This is a genomic window from Streptomyces sp. NPDC025833, assembly GCF_055558055.1.
Window position 1 is genome coordinate 304,278 of the sequence record NZ_JBVHNF010000002.1, and the last position, 19,870, is coordinate 324,147.

Annotated in this window: 2 protein-coding genes; both read right to left on the bottom strand. The window is 77.1% G+C overall.

Annotation, left to right across the window (positions count from 1 at the left end):
* Positions 1 to 490 precede the first annotated feature (490 nt).
* Positions 491 to 4,372, bottom strand: coding sequence for a type I polyketide synthase (locus tag ACZ4K2_RS04015; protein ID WP_467470203.1), 3,882 nt, complete (start codon positions 4,370 to 4,372; stop codon positions 491 to 493).
* 44 nt (positions 4,373 to 4,416) lie between these two features.
* Positions 4,417 to 19,854: an SDR family NAD(P)-dependent oxidoreductase gene (locus ACZ4K2_RS04020; RefSeq protein ID WP_467470205.1), complete on the bottom strand. Its 15,438-nt coding sequence runs from the start codon at positions 19,852 to 19,854 to the stop codon at positions 4,417 to 4,419.
* Between the last annotated feature and the right edge of the window lie 16 nt (positions 19,855 to 19,870).

Genomic DNA, 19,870 nt, shown 5'->3' on the forward strand with positions numbered 1-19,870 from the left:
TCCCGCAGATCGGTTGGCACCAGTGCCCTGCGGCCTGCGGGCGGGTACCGTCGAGGAGTCGCAAGAATCCACGGAAGATGGGAAGTCGCATGACCAGGAGGCCTGGCCCCGAGCTGACCGCGCAGGTCCGGCCCGACGGATATCTGGAGCTGTTCAGCCGGCGTACCGGCAGGCGGCACCGGTGCGGTCCACGTGGCACGACGATGTGGCTGGCGCTCCAGCGGAGCGACTGGGAGCCGGAATTGGCGGCGGACGAAATCTCGCTGCGATTAGGTGTCGATCCGGACAGTATCCGATGTGATATCGAGGCATGGGCGGCGCATTTCCACGAAGCCGCCAGGTGAACGAAGCCGCCAGGTGAACAAAGCCGCGGGGCACGGACGGCCTTTCGGCCGCCGTGTCCCGCGGCATGTTCCGCACGGCCCGGCCCGCCGGATTCCCGCTCGCGCCGGATATCCGCCCGTGCGGGAGCCGCTTCGCCGGCCCGGTGTCAGCCGGCCGCCAGGCGGGGCAGCCACGCCTCGATCGCCGCCGCGGTGGACTCCGCGCGGTCCTCCAGGATCGTGAAGTGCGTGCCGGGTACGTCGACCGGCTCGTGCTCCGCGGGCCAGGCGGCCCGCCAGTCGTCCGTCCCGGCGCCGGTGGCGAAGGACTCCTCGGGCCGGACGAACAGCACCGGCGCCGTGAGGGCGCCCGGCGGGCAGTGCTGGATGAGGTCGCTGTAGCGGCTCATCGCGGCGAGGCGCGCGGTTCCGAATCCGCCGAGGGACGACTCACGGGCCAGCATGCCGTCGAACATCTGCCGCCACAGCTCGTCCTTGCCGTCGTCCCCGGGCAGATAGGTGTCCAGCAGCACCACCCCCGCGGCCGGCTGCCCGGTCTTCTCCAGCACCTCGGCCGCCGCGTGGGCGAACTGGCCGCCGGAGGAGTAGCCGACGAGCACGTACGGCCGCCCGTCCCGGCAGGCCCGGCGGACGCCCTCGACGACCGCCTCGACCACCGCGTCCACGGTGAGCGGCAGTGGTTCGCCGGGGCCGAAGCCGGGCACCGTGGGCACCAGGACGTCGCGGCGGCCCTGGAAGTGCCGGGCGAACCGGGCGTACTGGTGGGCGCCGCCGAGCGCCATCGGCGAGGGCAGGCAGACGAGCCGCGGGGAGGCGTCGCCCCGGGCCGGCCGCACCGGGTCGGCGAGGTCGCCGAGTTCGGCCAGCGAGGAGAAGCCGGGGAGGATCCCGGCGACGGTGCGCAGCAGGTCGACGGCCTGGTCCATGCGCCCGTCGGCCGCCGCGCGCCGCACCAGTGCGCTGACCGAGGCGAGGTCGTCCGCGCCCCGGTCGTCGGCGCCCCGCTCACCGGCGCCGGCGGCGATCCGTTCGCGCAGGGCGGCGGCGAGGGCGGCCGGGGTGCGGTGGTCGAAGACGGCGGCGGCGGGCAGGGTGGTGCCCACGGCGTCGCCGAGGGCCGCGCGCAGCTCGGCCGCGGAGACCGAGTCCATGCCGATCTCCAGGAAGAGCGCGTCGGCTTCGACGTCCTCCGGTCCGGCGTGGCCGAGGATGGCGGCGGTCCGGGCCCGGACGACGTCGGTCAGCAGCGCCTCCTGCTCGGCCGGCGGGGCGCCGGCCAGCCGCTGCCGCAGGGACGCGCTCTCCTCGGGGCCGTGGGCGGCGGACACCGGCTCGGCGGGCGGTACGGCGCCCAGCGGCACGTCCGCGTCGATCCAGTACCGCTGCCGCCGGAAGGCGTAGGTGGGCAGTTCGGCACGGGCCGTACCGGGGAAGAGGACGGCCCAGTCGGGGGCGAGGCCGTCGGTGTACAGCCGGGCGAGGCCCGAGGCGAGGGTGACGGCCTCGCTCCCGCGGCGCCGGCCGAGGGCGACCAGGGTGGCGCCCTCGGTCTCCGCGCACTCGCGGGCCAGACCGGTCAGGACGGCGTCGGGGCCGAGTTCCACGAACCGGCCGGCGCCCCAGGCGGCGAGGGCGGACACGGCGTCGGCGAACCGGACCGTCTCCCGCACGTGCCGCACCCAGTGCCCGGGGTCGCGCAGCCGCTCCGCCTCGGCGAGGCGGCCGGTGAGGGCGGACACCAGCGGGATGCGGGGCTGATGATAGGTCAGTTTCTTGGCGACGGACCGGAACTCGTCGAGCATGCCGTCCATCAGGGGCGAGTGGAAGGCGTGCGAGACGGCGAGCCGCTTGGTCTTCGCGAACCCGCCGGCGGCGGCGAGCACCGCCTCCTCCTCCCCCGAGAGCACCACGGCGGACGGCCCGTTGACCGCGGCGAGCCCGACGCGGCCGTCGAGCAGCGGCCGTACCTCGTCCTCGGTGGCCTGTACGGCGACCATCGCACCGCCTTGGGGCAGTTCCTGCATGAGCCGGCCGCGGGCGGCGACCAGGGTGCAGGCGTCGTCCAGGTCGAGGACGCCCGCGACGTGGGCGGCGGCGAGTTCCCCCACGGAGTGCCCGGCCAGCACGTCGGGCCTCACGCCGAAGGACTCCAGCAGCCGGAACAGGGCGACCTCGTAGGCGAACAGGGCGGTCTGCGCGTACCGCGTGCGGTGCACCGCGTCGGCGTCGTCACCCGCGAGCACCCCGGCCAGGTTCAGGCCGACGCGGTCGGCGACGGCGTCGAAGGCGGCGGCGAACACCGGGTATCGGGCGCGCAGTTCGAGGCCCATGCCGAGGCGCTGGGCGCCCTGTCCGGTGAACAGGAACGCGGTGCGGGTCCCGGGCCGCGCCCGGCCGGTCACGGCCGTCGCGCCGGGCGCCCCGGAGGCGAGGGCGCGCAGGCCGGCCAGGAGTTCGTCGCGGCCGGTGCCGGTGACGGCGGCGCGGTGGGCGAAGGCGGTGCGCCGGGTGCCGAGGGCGCGGGCGACGGCCGCCGGGTGCAGTCCGGGCCGGTCGGCCAGGAACGCGTGCAGGCGCTCGGCCTGCGCGGGGAGGGCCTGGGCGGACCGGGCGGACAGCGGCCACACGACGGCCGGGGCGTCGGGCTCGGCGGCGTCCGCCGGCGGCCGGTCCCGCGCGGGCGGTTCCTCGATGACGGTGTGCGCGTTGGTGCCGCTGATGCCGAACGAGGAGATCCCGGCGCGCCGCGGACGGTCCGTGGCGGGCCACTCCCGCTCCTCCGTCAGCAGACGCACCTGGCCCGCCTCCCAGTCCACCCGGGACGACGGCCGGTCCACGTGCAGCGTCCGCGGCAGCACACCGTGCCGCATCGCCAGCACCATCTTGATCACACCCGCCACACCCGCCGCCGCCTGCGTATGACCGATGTTCGACTTCACCGACCCCAGCCACAACGGCGCATCCGGCGCCCGGTCCTGACCATACGTCGCCAGCAGCGCCTGCGCCTCGATCGGATCACCCAGCGTCGTCCCCGTCCCGTGCGCCTCCACCACGTCCACGTCCACCGCCGACAACCGCGCCGCCGACAACGCCTGCCGGATCACCCGCTGCTGCGACGGACCGTTCGGCGCCGTCAACCCGTTCGACGCACCGTCCTGGTTCACCGCCGAACCCCGCACCACCGCCAGCACCGGATGCCCCAGACGCCGCGCGTCCGACAACCGCTCCAGGACGAGGACGCCCAGTCCCTCGGAGAAGCCGGTGCCGTCCGCGTCCTCGGCGAAGGAGCGGCAGCGGCCGTCCGCGGAGAGGGCGCCCTGCCGGCTGAACTCGACGTAGGTGCCCGGCGACGCCATGACCGTCACTCCCCCGGCCAGCGCCAGCGTGCACTCGCCCTGCCGCAGTGCCTGCGCGGCCAGGTGCAGTGTGACGAGCGACGAGGAGCAGGCGGTGTCGACGCTGAGGGTCGGGCCCTCCAGGCCGAGCGCGTAGGCGACCCGGCCGGAGACGATGCTGCCGGAGCCGAAGCTGCCGAAGTAGTCGTGGTACATGACGCCGGCGAAGACACCGGTGCGGCTGCCGCGCAGCGAGGCGGGGTCGATGCCGGCGTCCTCCAGCGCCTCCCAGGCCCCTTCGAGCAGCAGCCGCTGCTGCGGGTCCATGTAGAGGGCCTCGCTCGGGGCGATGCCGAAGAAGGCGGCGTCGAACTCGCCCGCGTCGTGCAGGAATCCGCCTTCGCGGGTGTAGGAGCGGCCGGGGACGCCCGGGGTCGGGTCGTACAGGTCCGGGTCCCAACCGCGGTCGTCGGGGAAGGCGGTGATGCCCTCCCGGCCGTCCGCGACCAGGCGCCACAGGTCCTCCGGGGAGCGGACACCGCCCGGGTAGCGGCAGGCCATGCCGACGATCGCGACCGGCTCCCGGGCGGCGGCGGTCAGCGCGCGGTTGCGTTCCCGCAGCCGCTCGATCTCCTTCAGCGAGGCGCGCAGCGCCTCGACCATCCTGGTGTCCGGCTTCTCGGACTCGGCCATGGTCCTCTTCCTTGTCGCGGGCGTCGCGGGAGTCGCGGGCGTCGTCACAGGGCGTCGTCGTCCTCGACGAGATCGTCGAGGGCCATGCTGATCAGGCTCTCGGCGTCCATCGTGTCGATCGGCGCGGGGCCGGGGCCGCCGGGTTCCGCCGGCTCCGGCGCGGGCCGCAGTCCGGCGAGTTCCAGCAGCCCGTCCAGCAGGCCTGCGTCGCGGAGCCGGGCCACCGGGATGGCGGCGAGCGCCGTCCGGACGGTGTCGTCCTCGTCGGCGCGCGGGGCGCCGCCGGGGGTGCGCGGGGCCAGCTCGGCGGCGAGGTGGCCGGCGAGCGCGCCCGGTGTCGGGTGGTCGAAGACGAGCGTGGCGGTCAGCCGCAGGCCGGTGGCCGCGTTGAGCCGGTTGCGGAACTCGACGGCGGTCAGCGAGTCGAAACCGAGGTCCTTGAAGGGCAGTTCGTCGTCGAACTGCTCGGTGCCGAGCACCGACCGGGCCTCGTCCCGGACCAGTTCCAGCAGTCGTGCGCCGCGCTCCTCGGCCGCGAGTCCGGCCAGTTCCCGGCGCAGGGCCGAGGCGGCGGCCGGCGCACCGGGCCCGCCGCGGCGCGGTGCCCGCACCAGGGAGCGCAGCAGCGGGGCGACGCGGGCGGCCTCGCGGGGGGCGAGGTCGAGCCGGGCCGGCAGCAGGACCGGCTCGGCGCGGCCGGCCGCCGCGTCGAACAGGGCGAGTCCGGCCTCCGCGTCCAGCGGGAGCACGCCGCCGGCGGCCATGCGGCGGGCGTCGGTGCCGGCGAGCCGGTCGGCCATGCCGCCGCTGCCCGCCCAGGCGCCCCAGGCGAGCGAGACCGCGGGCAGGCCGAGCGAGCGGCGGTGCGCGGCGAGCGCGTCGAGGAACGTGTTGCCCGCGGCGTAGCCGGACTGGCCGGGGCTGCCGAGCAGGCCGGCCGCGGAGGAGAACAGCACGAACGCCGTCAGGGGCCGTTCGCGGGTCAGTTCGTGCAGGTTCCAGGCGGCGTCCAGCTTTGGCCGCAGCACCGCGTCCAGCCGCTCGGGGGTGAGCGAGGTCAGCACGGCGTCGGCGAGGACGCCCGCGGTGTGCACGACGGCGGAGACCGGGTGCTCGTCCAGGACCCGGGCGAGGGCGGTGCGGTCGGCGGCGTCGCAGGCGACGACGGTGACCTGTGCGCCGAGCGCCGTCAGTTCCCCGCGCAGCTCGTCGGCGCCCGGTGCCGCGGGCCCGCTCCGGCTCAGCAGCACCAGCCGCTCCGCGCCGTGCGCGGTGACCAGGTGCCGGGCGACCAGCCGACCCAGGGCGCCGGTGCCGCCGGTGACGAGGACAGCGCCGGAGAGACCGGCCGGGGTCCGCTCGGCCAGCCGCGGGGCGCGCACCAGCCGGGGGACGCTCACCGCGCCGTCCCGCAGCGCGAGCTGGGGTTCACCGGAGGCGACCGCGGACGGCAGCAGGCGCCGGGAGGCGTCCGAGGCGTCCAGGTCGACGAGGACCAGGCGGTCGGGGTGTTCGGACTGGGCGGAGCGGATCAGGCCCCACGCGGTGGCGGCACCGGGGTCGGTGACGTCCCCGGGACCGTTCGCGCCCCGTGTGGCCACGACCAGGGTGGTGTCGGCGAACCGGGTGTCGGCCAGCCAGTCCTGGACGCGGGTGAGCAGCGCGCCGGCGCCCGCCCGTACCGCGTCCGGGCCGGCCCCGCCGGCGTGCACCAGGAGCAGGGTGTCGGGGTGCTGTGCGGCGGCCTCGGTGAGGTCGTCGGCGACGCCGACCTCCGCGACCTCGCCGGCCAGGGCGCCGGCCAGCTCCTCGCGGCCGGGGCCGAGCACGGTCCACCGTCCGGCCTGCGGGGCCGCGGGCACCGCGAGGGGCAGCCAGTCGAGGGCGAACAGGTCGTCGTGTCCGCCCGCGGCGGCCGCGGCGATCCGCTCCGGGTCCACCTCGCGCAGCGTCAGCGACGCCACGCGTGCCACCGGCCGGCCGGTGGCGTCGGCGGCCTCGACGCGTACCGCGCCGCTGCCTGCCGGGGCGATCCGCACCCGCAGGGCGGACGCGCCCCGTTCGTACAGCCGCACCCCGTCCCAGGCGAACGGCAGGGCCAGGCGCTCCTCGGCACCCGTGCGCAGCCCGATGGCGTGCAGCGCGGCGTCGAACAGGGCCGGGTGCAGGCCGTAGCCGGCGGTGTCGGCGGGGACGGCGACCTCGGCGTACACGGTGTCGCCGTGCAGCCAGGCCGCGCGCAGGCCCTGGAAGCGGGGGCCGTACTCGGCGCCCAGCTCGGCCAGCCGCTCGTAGACGCCGTCCAGGTCGGCCGGGTGGGCGCCCGGCGGCGGCCAGGCGGTGAGGTCGGGGGCGGGCTCCGCGTCGTCGGGGCGCAGCAGGGCGGTGGCGTGGGTGGTCCACGGGTCGCCGTCGGACCCGGCGGCGTACACGCGGAAGGCGCGGGCGCCGGTCGCGTCGGGCTCGCCGACCGTGCACTGGAGGCGGACGGCGCCGTCCTCGGGCAGCACCAGCGGTGCGGTGACGGTCAGGTCCTCCACCGTGCCGCAGCCGACGGGGGCCCCGGCGGCCAGGGCCATCTCGGCGAAGGCCGTGCCCGGCAGCAGCGGCACACCGCCCACGGCGTGGTCGGCCAGCCACGGCTGCTCGGTGAGCGAGAGCCGGCCGGTGTAGAGGGTGCCGTCGGCGTCGGCGAGTTCGACGGCGGTGCCGAGCAGCGGGTGGCCGGCGGCCGGCCGGGACGGCGCCGGGTCGCCGGTCGTCCAGTAGCGGGCGCGCTGGAAGGCGTAGGTGGGCAGGTCCGATCCGTCGCGGTGGGGCAGCAGGGGCGTCCAGTCGACGGGGCGGCCGTGCACGTGGAGGGTGGCGAGCCCGGTGAGCAGGGCCTCGGTCTCCTCGCGGTCCTTGCGCAGCAGCGGTACGACGGCCGTGCCGTCGGGCAGGCACTCGCCGGCCGCGGCGGTCAGGGCGCCGCCCGGGCCGACCTCGGCGAAGTGCCGGGTGCCGGCCTCGTGCAGGGCGGTGACGGCGTCGGCGAACCGGACGGCCGCACGGGCGTGCCGCACCCAGTAGCCGGGCGTGGACAGCTCGTCGGGGGCGGCCGGGGCGCCGGTCAGGGTGGACACCAGCGGGATGCGCGGCGTGCCGTACGACACGGACGCGGCGATCTCGTGGAACTCCTCCAGCATCGGCTCCATCAGCGCCGAGTGGAAGGCGTGGCTGACGGCCAGCTCCTTGGTGCGCTCGAAGCGGGCGGCGAGCGCGCGGGCCGGTCCGGCGGGGCCCGAGACGACGACGGACGCGGGCCCGTTGACGGCGGCGATCCCGACGCCGTCGCGCAGCAGGGGCGCGACCTCGTCCTCGGCGGCGCGTACGGCGATCATCGCGCCGCCCTCGGGCAGGGCCTGCATCAGCCGTCCCCGGGCGGCGACGAGGGCGCAGGCGTCGGCCAGGCCGAGGACGCCCGCGACGTGGGCGGCGGCGAATTCGCCGACGGAGTGCCCGGCGAGCAGGTCGGGGCGGACGCCGAGGGACTCCAGCAGCCGGTACAGGGCCACTTCCACGGCGAACAGGGCGGGCTGGGTGTACTCGGTGCGCTCCAGCAGCTCGGCGGAGTCCAGGACCTCGGCGAGCGGGCGGCCGAGCAGCGGGTCCAGGTGGGCGCGGACCTCGTCGAGGGCGGCGGCGAAGGCGGGGAACGCGGCGGCGAGGCCGGTGCCCATGCCCGGCAGCTGCGAGCCCTGGCCGGAGAAGAGGAACGCGAGCCGGCCGTCGGTGGCGCTGCCGAGGGCGCCGCCGCCGGGCGTGCGGCCCTCGGCCACGGCGCGGAGGCCCGCGGCCAGTTCGCCGGGGGTGCGGCCGAGGACGGCGGCGCGGTGGCCGAGCCGGGTGCGGGCGTGGGCCAGCGCGCCGGCGAGGCGGTGCGGGTCCGGGTCCGGGGTGGCGGACAGGTGCTCCAGCAGCCGGGCGGCCTGGGCGCGCAGGGCGTCCGGGGTGTGGCCGGAGAGCAGGAGCGGCACCGTGCCGGTCGCGGGGGCGCCGGTCGGCCCGGCGGGTTCCGCGGCCGGCGGGGCCTCGATGATCACATGGGCGTTGGTGCCGGAGATGCCGAAGGAGGAGACGCCCGCGCGGCGCGGGCGGCCCCGGTCGGGCCAGGGGCGGTTCTCGGTGAGCAGGCGGACGCCCGCGCCCTCCCACTCCACGTGCCGGGAGGGGCGGTCGATGCCGAGGCTGGCGGGCAGGGTCTCGTGGCGCAGGGCCTCGACCATCTTGATGACGCCTGCCACGCCCGCGGCTGCCTGGGTGTGGCCGAGGTTGGACTTGACCGAGCCGAGCCACAGCGGGTCGTCCTCGGTGTGCTCGGCGCCGTAGGTGGCGATCAGCGCCTGGGCCTCGATGGGGTCGCCGAGGGTGGTGCCGGTGCCGTGGGCCTCGACCACGTCGACGTCGGCCGCCCGGACCCCGGCCGCCTCCAGGGCGCGGCGGACGACCCGCTGCTGGGCGGGGCCGTTGGGGGCGCTGATGCCGTTGGAGGCGCCGTCCTGGTTGACGGCGGTGCCGCGCAGCACGGCGAGGATCCGGCGGCCGTTGCGGCGGGCGTCGGAGAGCCGTTCCAGGAGCAGGACGCCGGCGCCCTCGCCGAAGCCGGTGCCGTCGGCCGCGTCCGCGAAGGGCTTGCAGCGGCCGTCCCGGGACAGGCCCCGGTGCCGGCTGAACTCCACGAAGGTGCCCGGGGTGGCCATGACGGTCACTCCCCCGGCCAGCGCCAGGGAGCAGTCGCCCTGGCGCAGCGACTGGGCGGCCAGGTGCAGCGCCACGAGGGAGGAGGAGCAGGCCGTGTCGACGGAGAGCGTCGGCCCCTCCAGGCCGAGGGTGTAGGCGACGCGGCCGGAGACCACGCTGCCGGAGCCGAAGCTGCCGAAGTAGTCGTGGTACATGACGCCCGCGAAGACGCCGGTGTCGGAGCCGCGCAGGGTCGCGGGGTCGATGGAGGCGCGTTCCAGCGCCTCCCAGGAGGTCTCCAGCAGCAGTCGCTGCTGGGGGTCGGTGACCTCGGCCTCCTCGTCGTCCATGGCGAAGAAGGCGGGGTCGAAGTCGGCGGCGTCGTGGAGGAAGGCGCCGTTGCGGGTGTAGCTGGTGCCGGGCCGGTCCAGCGTCGGGTCGTACAGGCCGTCGACGTCCCAGCCGCGGTCGTCCGGGAACTCGCCGACGGCGTCGCGGCCTTCGGCCACCAGCCGCCACAGGTCCTCCGGCGAGGCGATGCCGCCGGGGAAGCGGCAGCCGATGCCGATGACCGCGATCGGTTCGTCGGCGGCGCCCCGCCGGGCGGTGGCGGGGGCGGGCGCGGCGGCGAGGGTGCCGGTGAGTTCGCCGAGCAGGTGCCGGGCGAGTCGGGCGGGCGTGGGGTGGTCGAACACGAGGGTGGCGGGCAGGCGCAGGCCGGTCGCCGCGGTGAGCCGGTTGCGCAGTTCCACGGCGGCCAGGGAGTCGAAGCCGAGTTCCCGGAAGGCCAGGGTGCGGCCGACGTCCTGCGCGGAGCGGTAGCCGAGGATGGTCGCCACGTGGCTCTGCACGAGTTCGGTGAGGAACGGCTCGCGCTCGGCCTCCAGCAGCCCGGCGAGCCGGTCGCGCAGCGCGTCGGCGCCGCCGGCCCCGCCCGCCGCGGTGGCCGCGCCGGTGCGGCGTACCGGGACGAGGGCGCGGAACAGCGGTGCCAGTTCCGCGCCCTGCGCGCGCAGGGCGGCCTGGTCCAGTTTCACCGGCAGGACGGCGGGGGCGGCGGTGCGCAGGGCGGCGTCGAACAGGGCGACGCCCTCCTCGGTCTCCAGGGGGGCGACACCGCCGCGGGCGATGCGGGTGAGATCCGTGGCGTCGAGGGTGCCGGTCATGCCGCCGGCCTGTGCCCACAGGCCCCAGGCGAGCGAGTGCGCGGGCAGTCCGAGGGCGCGGCGGTGCACGGCGAGCGCGTCCAGGTAGGCGTTGGCGGCGGCGTAGTTGGCCTGGCCCGGCGAGCCGAGGGTGGCGGCGGACGAGGAGAACAGCACGAACGCCGACAGGCCGAGGTCCGCGGTGAGTTCGTGCAGGTTCCAGGCGGCGTCGGCCTTCGGCCGGAACACCGTGTCGAGGCGCTCCGGGGTCAGGGAGGCGAGCACGCCGTCGGCGAGGACGCCGGCGGCGTGCAGCACGGCGGTCAGCGGCCGGTCGGCCGGTACGGCGGCCAGGACGGCGGCGAGCGCGGCGCGGTCGGCGACGTCGCAGGCGGCGCTGGTCACCTCGGCGCCCAGCGCGGTGAGTTCGTCGACCAGGTCGGCGCCGGCACCGCCGCGGCTGACCAGCAGCAGGTGCCGGACGTTCCGCTCGGTGACCAGGTGCCGGGCGACGATCCGGCCGAGGGCGCCGGTGGCGCCGGTGAGCAGGACGGTACCGGCGCCCAGGCCACCGGTGCCGGACTCGGCGGTGCCGGGCTCGCCGGTGCCGGGGGCCGGGGCCGTCTCCTCGGCGGGGACGCGGGTCAGCCGGGGCACCAGCCAGGCGCCGTCCCGCAGGGCGAGGTGGGGTTCGCCGGTGGCGACCGCCTCGGCGAGCCGCTCGGCGGCGGGCTCCTGCGGGGCCTCGGCCTCGACGAGGACGACGCGGCCGGGGTTCTCGGACTGGGCCGAGCGCACCAGGCCGCCGACCGCGGCGCCCGCCGGGTCGGTGCCGGTGACCACGACGAGCGTGCGGTCGTCGTCGGCGAGCCGGTCGCGCAGCCCGGCCAGGACCGCGTCGACGGCCGCCCGGGCCTCGGCGGCGCTCACCCCGGCCGGGGCCCGCAGCACGTCCGGTGCCCCGGCGGCGGCCGTGGCGGTGGCCGCGGGCGCCGGCACCCAGTCGACCCGGTACAGCGCGCCCGCGCGGGCCGGCCGTGCCGCCTCCTGGAGGACTTCGGTCCGCAGCGGGCGCAGGGTGAGCGACTCGACGGTGGCGACGGGCGCGCCCGTGGGGTCGGCGAGGGTGAGGGAGACGGTGCCCTCGCCGGTGGGCCGGACGCGCACGCGCAGCGCGGTCGCGCCGGTGGCGTGCAGCCGTACCCCGGACCAGGCGAAGGGCAGCAGGGCCTCGTCGCCCGCCGCGTCGGTGAGGCCGACGGTGTGCAGGGCCGCGTCCGACAGCGCCGGATGCAGCCCGAAGCCGTCGGGCGCCGCCTCGGTGGCGACCTCCGCGTACAGGCCGTCCTCGGCGCGCCAGGCGGCCCGCAGGCCCTGGAACAGCGGCCCGTAGCCGAGGCCGAGGGCGGCGAGTTCGTCGTACAGGCCGTCCAGCGGTACGGGCTCGGCGTCCCGCGGCGGCCAGGCGGTGAGCGGGTCGGCGGCCACCGGGAGGGTGCCGGTCGGCGCGAGCAGTCCGTCGGCGTGCCGGGTCCACGGCAGTTCCTCGTCGGGGCTCTCCGGGCGCGACCAGACGGTGACCGGCCGGGTCGCCCCCTCGGGTGCGCCGACGGTGACCTGGAGCTGGACGGCGCCGTGATCGGGCAGCACCAGCGGGGCGTGCAGGGTGAGTTCGGCGAGGTCGCCGCAGCCGACCTGGTCGCCGGCGCGCAGCGCGAGCTCCAGGTGGCCGGTGCCGGGGAAGAGGAGCCGGCCGCCGACCCGGTGGTCCGCGAGCCAGGTCTGGGTGCCCGGCGAGAGCCGCCCGGTCAGGACGGCGCCCTCGCTGTCCGCGCGTACCATCGCCGCGCCGAGCAGGGCGTGGTCGGTGGGGTCGAGGCCGGCGGAGGTGACGTCGGCGCCGGTCGCGGTGGAGTCGAGCCAGTACCACTCGCGCTGGAAGGCGTAGCCGGGCAGCGGCACGCGGCGCGGGCGGTGGCCCTCGGCGACGGCGGCCCAGTCGACGTCCGCGCCCCGGGTGAACGCCTCGCCGAGGGAGGACAGCAGCCGGTCCCGGCCGCCGTCGTCCCGGCGCAGGGAGCCCACGGCGGCCACCGCGTCGTCGGTCTCCTGGATGCCGACGGTCAGCACCGGGTGCGGGCTGGACTCGATGAACAGCTGGTGGCCGTCGGCGACGGCGGCGCGCACCGCCTGCTCGAACAGCACGGTGCCGCGCAGGTTGGTGTACCAGTACCCGGCGTCGAGTTCGGTGGTGTCGAGCGGGCCGCCGGTGACGGTGGAGTAGAACGGCACCCGGGTGGCGCGCGGTTCGATGCCGGCGAGGACCTCCGCGAGCCGTTCGCGCAGGGTCTCGACGTGGGCGCTGTGGGAGGCGTAGTCCACGGGCAGCCGCTTGGCGCGGACCTTCTCCCGCCGCAGCGCGGCGAGGAGTTCGTCGAGGGCGTCGGAGTCGCCGGACACCACCGTGGAGGCGGCGCCGTTGACGGCGGCGACCGAGAGCCGGCCGTCCCAGGTGGCGAGCCGGGCGCGGACCGCGTCGGCGCCCTCGCCGACCGACATCATGCCGCCGGAGCCGGAGAGGAGTTCGGCGATGGCCTGCGAGCGCAGCGCGACGACCCGGGCGCCGTCCGCCAGGGACAGGGCGCCGACCGCGCAGGCGGCGGCGATCTCGCCCTGGGAGTGGCCGATGACGGCGGCGGGGACGACGCCGTACGCGCTCCAGGTGTGCGCGAGCGAGACCATCACGGCCCACAGCAGGGGCTGGACGACGTCCACGCGGTCCAGTTCCCCGCGCAGCTCGGCGGCGAAGTCCCAGTCGGTGTACGGCGCGAGCGCGGCGGCGCAGTCGGCCATGCGCGCGGCGAACACCGGGGACTCGTCCAGCAGCCGGGTGGCCATCCCGGACCACTGGGAGCCCTGGCCGGGGAAGACGAACACGGGCCGGGCGCGGCCGGCCGCGGTGCCCTCGGCGAGGGTGCGGGCGGTGGTGCCGTCGGCCAGCGCGGCCAGCGCGCCGCGCAGTTCGGCCGGGCCCGCGCCGGTGATCGAGGCGCGCTGCGGGAAGCGGGCGCGGGCGGTGGCCAGCGTCCAGCCGATGTCGGACGGGTCGAGGCCGGGGTGCGTGTCGAGGTGGCCGAGGAGGGCCGCGGCCTGCCCGGCGAGCGCGGCGGGCGTCCGGGCGGTGAGCAGCCACGGCACGGCGAGGCCCGCGGGGCGCTCGCGCGGGGGCTCGGCCGGGGCGGGCGGGGCCTGTTCGAGGATGACGTGGGCGTTGGTGCCGCTGATGCCGAACGAGGAGACGCCGGCCCGGCGCGGGCGGTCCGCCCGCGGCCAGTCCCGCTGCTCGGTCAGCAGGCGCACGTTCCCGGCGTCCCAGTCGACCTTGGTGGAGGGCTGGTCGACGTGCAGGGTCCGGGGCAGCGCGCCGTGCCGCATCGCCATGACCATCTTGATGACGCCGGCGACGCCGGCGGCGGCCTGGGTGTGCCCGATGTTGGACTTCACCGAGCCGAGCCACAGCGGGGCGTCGGCCGGCCGGTCCTGCCCGTAGGTGGCGAGCAGCGCCTGCGCCTCGATCGGGTCGCCCAGCGTCGTGCCGGTGCCGTGCGCCTCGACCACGTCCACGTCGGCGGTGGTGAGGCGGGCATTCTCCAGGGCTTCGAGGATGACGCGTTCCTGGGAGGGGCCGTTCGGGGCGGTCAGGCCGTTGGAGGCGCCGTCCTGGTTCACGGCGGTGCCGCGGACGACGGCGAGGACCTCGTGGCCGTTGCGGCGGGCGTCGGAGAGCCGTTCCACGACCAGGACGCCGACGCCCTCGCCCCACACGGTGCCGCCCGCCGCGTCGGCGAAGGCCCGGGTGCGGGCGTCGGCGGCGAGCGCCCCCTGCCGGCTGAACTCGATGAACGTCTCCGGGGTGGCCATGACCGCCACGCCGCCGACCAGGGCGAGGGAGGACTCGCCCTGCCGCAGCGACTGGGCGGCCAGGTGCAGCGCCACCAGGGAGGAGGAGCAGGCGGTGTCGACGGACAGCGACGGCCCCTCCAGGCCGAGGGTGTAGGCGACCCGGCCGGAGATGATGCTGCCGGAGCCGAAGCTGCCGAAGTAGTCGTGGTACTGGACACCGGCGAACACGCCGGTGCGGCTGCCCTTGAGGGCCTGCGGGTCGATGCCCGCGCTCTCCAGCGCCTCCCAGGACGTCTCCAGCAGCAGCCGCTGCTGCGGGTCCATGACGAGGGCTTCCTTGGGGCTGATGCCGAAGAAGGGGGCGTCGAACGCGCCCGCGTCGTGCAGGAACCCGCCCTCGCCGACGTAGGAGGTGTCGGGGCGCTGCCGGGCCGGGTCGACGATGCGGTCCACGTCCCAGCCGCGGTTGCCCGGGAACGCGGTGATGGCGTCGGTGCCGTCGGCGACCAGCCGCCACAGGTCCTCGGGGGTGCGGACGTCGCCGGGGTAGCGGCAGGCCAGGCCGACGATCGCCAGCGGCTCGTCCGCGCGCGCCGTGCCGCCGCGCCGGCCGGTCCCGCGCGGTGCGGTGCGGGCGCCGCCGACCAGGGTGGCGAGGTGGGCGGCGAGCGCCTCGGGCGAGGGGTGGTCGAAGACGAGGGTGGCGCTGAGCCGCTGGTCCAGTTCGGCGGAGAGCGCGTTGCGCAGCTCGATCGCGGCGAGCGAGTCGAAGCCGAGTTCCTTGAAGGCCCGGTCGGTCTCGACGGTGTCCGGGCGGGCGTGCCCGAGCACGGCGGCGACGTGGCCGCGGACGGTGTCCAGCAGCGCCTGGGCGCGTTCCTCGTCGCCCAGGGCGGCCAGGCGCGCGGCGAGGCCGGTGCCGGTGCCCTCGGCGGCGGCCGCCCGGCGCACCGGGCGGCCCGCCAGCGCGCGCAGGACGGGTGCGACCGCGCCGCCCTGGGCGCGCAGCGCGGGCAGGTCGAGGCGTACGGGTGCCAGGGCGGGCCGGCCGGCGCGCACGGCCAGGTCGAACAGGGCGGTGCCCTCCTCGGCCGTCAGCGCGGTCATGCCGCCGCGCGTCATGCGGGCGCGGTCGCTCTCGTCGAGGGAGCCGGTCATGCCGCCGTCCGGGGCCCACGGCCCCCACGCCAGCGACAGCGCGGGCGCGCCCTGGGCGTGGCGGTGGGCGGCGAGCGCGTCCAGGAGGGCGTTGGCGGCGGCGTAGTTGCCCTGTCCCGGGGCGCCGACGGTGCCGGCGACCGAGGAGAACAGCACGAACGCCGTGCCGTCCCCGGCGAGTTCGTGCAGGTGGAGGGCGCCGATCGCCTTCGGCGCGAGGACCGTGTCGATGCGTTCGGGGGTGAGCGAGGAGACCACGCCGTCGTCGAGGACGCCCGCGGCGTGGACGACGGCGGTGAGCGGATGCGCGGCCGGGAGGCCGGCCACGACGGCGGCGAGGGCGTCCCGGTCGGCGACGTCGCAGGCGTGGGCGGTCGCCGTGGCGCCCAGGCCGGCGAGTTCGGCGACCAGTTCACCGGCGTCGCCGGACCGGCTGAGCAGCGCGAGGCGGCGGACGCCGTGGGCGGTGACCAGGTGGCGGGCGAGCACCGGTCCGAGGCCGCCGGTGGCGCCGGTCAGCAGCACGGTGCCCTCGGGGTCGGGGGCGAACCCGGGCGCTCCCGCCGGGACGTCGGCGCGGACCAGGCGGGCGGCCCGGGCGGTGCCGGCGCGCACCGCGAGCTGCGGTTCGCCGGAGGCGAGGGCGGCGGGCAGGACGGCTCCGGCGTCCGTGCCCGGCTCCAGGTCGAGCAGCAGGAACCGGTCCGGGTGCTCCGTCTGCGCGGATCGCACCAGGCCCCACACGGCCGCCCCGGCCAGGTCCGGGACGTCCTCCCCGGCAACGCTCACCGCGCCCTCGGTGACGACGGCGAGCGGGCGCGGGTCGTCGTCCTGGAGGGCCGCGAGGGCGGTGTGCAGCGCCTCCCGTACGGCGGTGGCGTCCGTGCCCGGGACGGTGCGCAGCACCCGGTGCCCGGCGTCGGGGGCGTCGGCGGCCAGGGGCAGGGGCTGCCAGTCGAGGGTGAACAGGGCGTCAGCGCCGGTGGCGCGGGCATCGCGCAGGTGGGTGAGCGGGCGGGAGGCGAGGGAGGCGACCGTGGCGACGGGGGCGCCGGTGGCGTCGGCGAGGTCGACGGCGAAGGCGTGCGGGCCGGTGGGCACCAGGCGGGCGCGCAGCACGGAGGCGCCGACGGCGTGCAGGGTGACGCCCGCGAACATGAAGGGCAGGCGGGCGGTGTCGTCGGCGGACCCGTCGCCGAGCAGGGCCAGGGAGTGCAGGGCCGCGTCGAAGGCGGCCGGGTGCAGGCCGAAGCGGGGGGCGTCGGCGGCGGGCCGCTCGGGCAGCCGCACCTCGGCGTACACCTCCTCGCCCAGCCGCCAGGCCGCGGTCAGGGCCTGGAAGCCAGGCCCGTACTCCAGTCCGGCGGCGGCGTGCCGCTCGTACAGGCCCGCGGTGTCGAGGGGTTCGGCGTCCTCGGGCGGCCAGGCGTCCAGGCGGGTGCCCGGGGTGCCGGTGCCGTCGGTGAGGAGGCCGGAGGCGTGCAGGGTCCAGGGGTCGTCGGCGGGCAGGCTCTCGGCGCGGGCGTACACGTGCACCGTGCGGGCGCCGGAGGCGTCGGGGGTCCCGACGGCGACCTGGACGCGCACCCCGTCGTCCGGGGGCAGCACCAGGGGCACCTCCAGGGCGAGTTCCGCCAGGTGGGCGCGGCCGACCTGGTCGCCCGCGCGGACGGCGAGTTCCACCATCGCGGTGCCGGGGACGACGACCCGCCCGCCGACGACGTGGTCGGCGAGCCAGGGGTGGGTGCGCACCGACAGCCGGCCGGTGAGCACGGCGCCGTCGGAGTCGGCCAGCATCGTGGCGGCGCCGAGCAGGGGGTGGTCGGCCGGGTCCAGGCCGGCGGAGCCGACGTCGCCGACCGGTGCGGCCGTCTCGGGCCAGAACCGTTCGCGCTGGAAGGCGGTGGTGGGCAGGTCGACGGTGCGGGCGCCGGTGAACAGCGCGGTCCAGTCCACGGCCGCGCCGCCGGTGTGGAGCTGTGCCAGGGCGGTGAGCAGCGTCTCGGTCTCGTCGCGGTCGCGGCGGCCGGCGGCGGCCAGCACGGCGTCGGTGTCCGTGCCGTCGGTGGCCAGGCACTCGCGGGCCATGGCGGTCAGCACGGCGTCCGGGCCGATCTCCAGGAAGCGGGTGACGCCCTCGGCGGCGAGGGCGCGTATCCCGTCGTGGAAGCGGACCGCCTCGCGGACGTGGCCCACCCAGTAGTCGGGGGTGGCGATCTCCTGGGTGGCGAGGGTGCCGGTGACGCCCGAGACGACCGGGACGGAGGCGCGGTGGAAGGTCAGGGTCCGCACGACGGACCGGAACTCGTCGAGCATCGGTTCCATCAGCGGCGAGTGGAAGGCGTGCGACACCTTCAGCCGGCGGCTCTTGGCGAAGCGGGCGGCCACCGCCTCGGCCTCGGCGGTGTCGCCGGAGATCACCACGGAGTCGGGGCCGTTGACGGCGGCGATGCCGACCCGTCCGGTGAGCAGCGGCCGCACCTCGTCCTCGGTGGCGCGCACGGCGATCATGGCGCCGCCCTCGGGCAGTGCCTGCATGAGCCGGCCGCGCGCGGTCACCAGGGCGGTCGCGTCCTCGAGGTCCAGCACTCCGGCGACGTGGGCGGCGGCGATCTCGCCGACCGAGTGTCCGGCCAGGTGGTCCGGGGTGAGCCCCCAGGACTCCACCAGCCGGTACAGGGCGACCTCGAAGGCGAACAGCGCGGTCTGGGTGCGGGCGGTGCGGTTCAGCGGTCCGGGGTCGTCGCCGAGGACGAGGTCGCGCAGTTCGGCGTCGCCGGTCAGCGCGCAGATCTCGTCGAAGGTGCGGGCGAACACCGGGAAGCGGGCGTGCAGTTCCCGGCCCATGCCGGCGCGCTGCGCGCCCTGCCCGGTGAACAGGAAGGCGGTCTGGCCCTTGCGGACCCGGCCGAGGGCCGCGCCCCGGCCGCCCTCGGCGACACCGGTCAGGGCCGCGCGGAGGGCGTCCCGGTCGGCGCCGAGGACCACGGCACGGTAGGGGTGGGCGGTGCGGGTCGCGGCCAGGGAGTGCGCCACGTCCACCGGGTCGGCCCCGCCGGTGGCGGCGGCGAGCCGGGCGGCCTGTTCCCGCAGGCCGCGCTCGGTGCGGCCGGAGATCACCCACGGCAGCAGCGGCGGTGCCGTGCGCGGCTCGGGCTCGGCCGGTTCCGCGGCGGGGGCCTCCTCCAGGATGGTGTGGGCGTTGGTGCCGCTGGCGCCGAAGGAGGAGACGGCGGCCCGGCGCGGGCGGCCGGGGTCGTCCCAGGGCCGGTTCGCGGTCAGCAGCCGCACCCGGCCCTGGCCCCAGTCGACCTTGGTGGACGGCGCGTCGGCGTGCAGCGTGCGGGGCAGCACCCGGTGCCGCATCGCCATGACCGCCTTGATGATGCCGGCGACGCCGGCGGCGGCCTGGGTGTGCCCGATGTTGGACTTCGCCGAGCCGAGCCACAGCGGGGCGTCGGCCGGCCGGTCCTGCCCGTAGGTGGCGAGCAGCGCCTGCGCCTCGATGGGGTCGCCCAGCGTCGTGCCGGTGCCGTGCGCCTCCAGCAGGTCCACGTCGGCGGGGCCGAGCCGAGCCGCGGCCAGCGCGGCGCGGATGACGCGCTGCTGGGACGGCCCGTTGGGGGCGGTCAGGCCGTTGGAGGCGCCGTCCTGGTTGACGGCCGAGCCGCGGACGACGGCGAGGACCTCGTGGCCGTTGCGGCGGGCGTCGGAGAGCCGCTCCAGCACGAGCATGCCGGCGCCCTCGCTCCAGCCGGTGCCGTCGGCCGTGTCGGCGAAGGACTTGCAGCGCCCGTCGGGGGCGAGGCCGCGCTGCCGGGAGAAGGCGATGAAGTTGCCCGGCGTGGACATCACGGTGGCACCGCCCGCGAGGGCGAGGCCGCACTCCTTGTCGCGCAGGGCCTGGACGGCGAGGTGGACCGCGACGAGCGCCGAGGAGCAGGCGGTGTCGATGGTGACGGCCGGGCCCTCCAGGCCCAGGGTGTAGGAGATGCGGCCGGAGATGACGGCGGCCAGCACGCCGGTGCCGAGCGCGGACTCGCTGTCCGGGGTCCGCGCCAGCAGGTCCTTGTAGTCCTGTCCGTTGGTGCCGGCGAACACCCCGACGCGGGCGCCGTGCACCGAGTCGGGGGCGATCCGGGCCCGTTCCAGGGCCTCCCACGACACCTCCAGCAGCAGCCGCTGCTGGGGGTCCATCGCGACCGCCTCGCGGGGGCTGATCCCGAAGAAGTCCGGCTCGAACCCGGCCGCGTCGGCGAGGAAGCCGCCGCGGGTGACGTACGTCCTGCCGGTGGCGTCCGGGTCGGGGTCGTAGAGCGCGTCGACGTCCCAGCCCCGGTCGCCCGGGAAGTCACCGATGGCGTCGGTGCCGTCGTGGACGAGCCGCCAGAACTCCTCGGGGGTGGTCACGCCGCCGGGGAAGCGGCAGCTCATCCCGACGATGGCGATGGGTTCCCGGTCCTGGGTCTCCACCTCGCGCAGCCGCTGCCGGGTCTGGGCCAGGTCGGCGGAGACCCGCTTGAGGTAGGAGAGCAGCTTTTCGTCGTTGGTCATCGGGTGTCGCCACTCC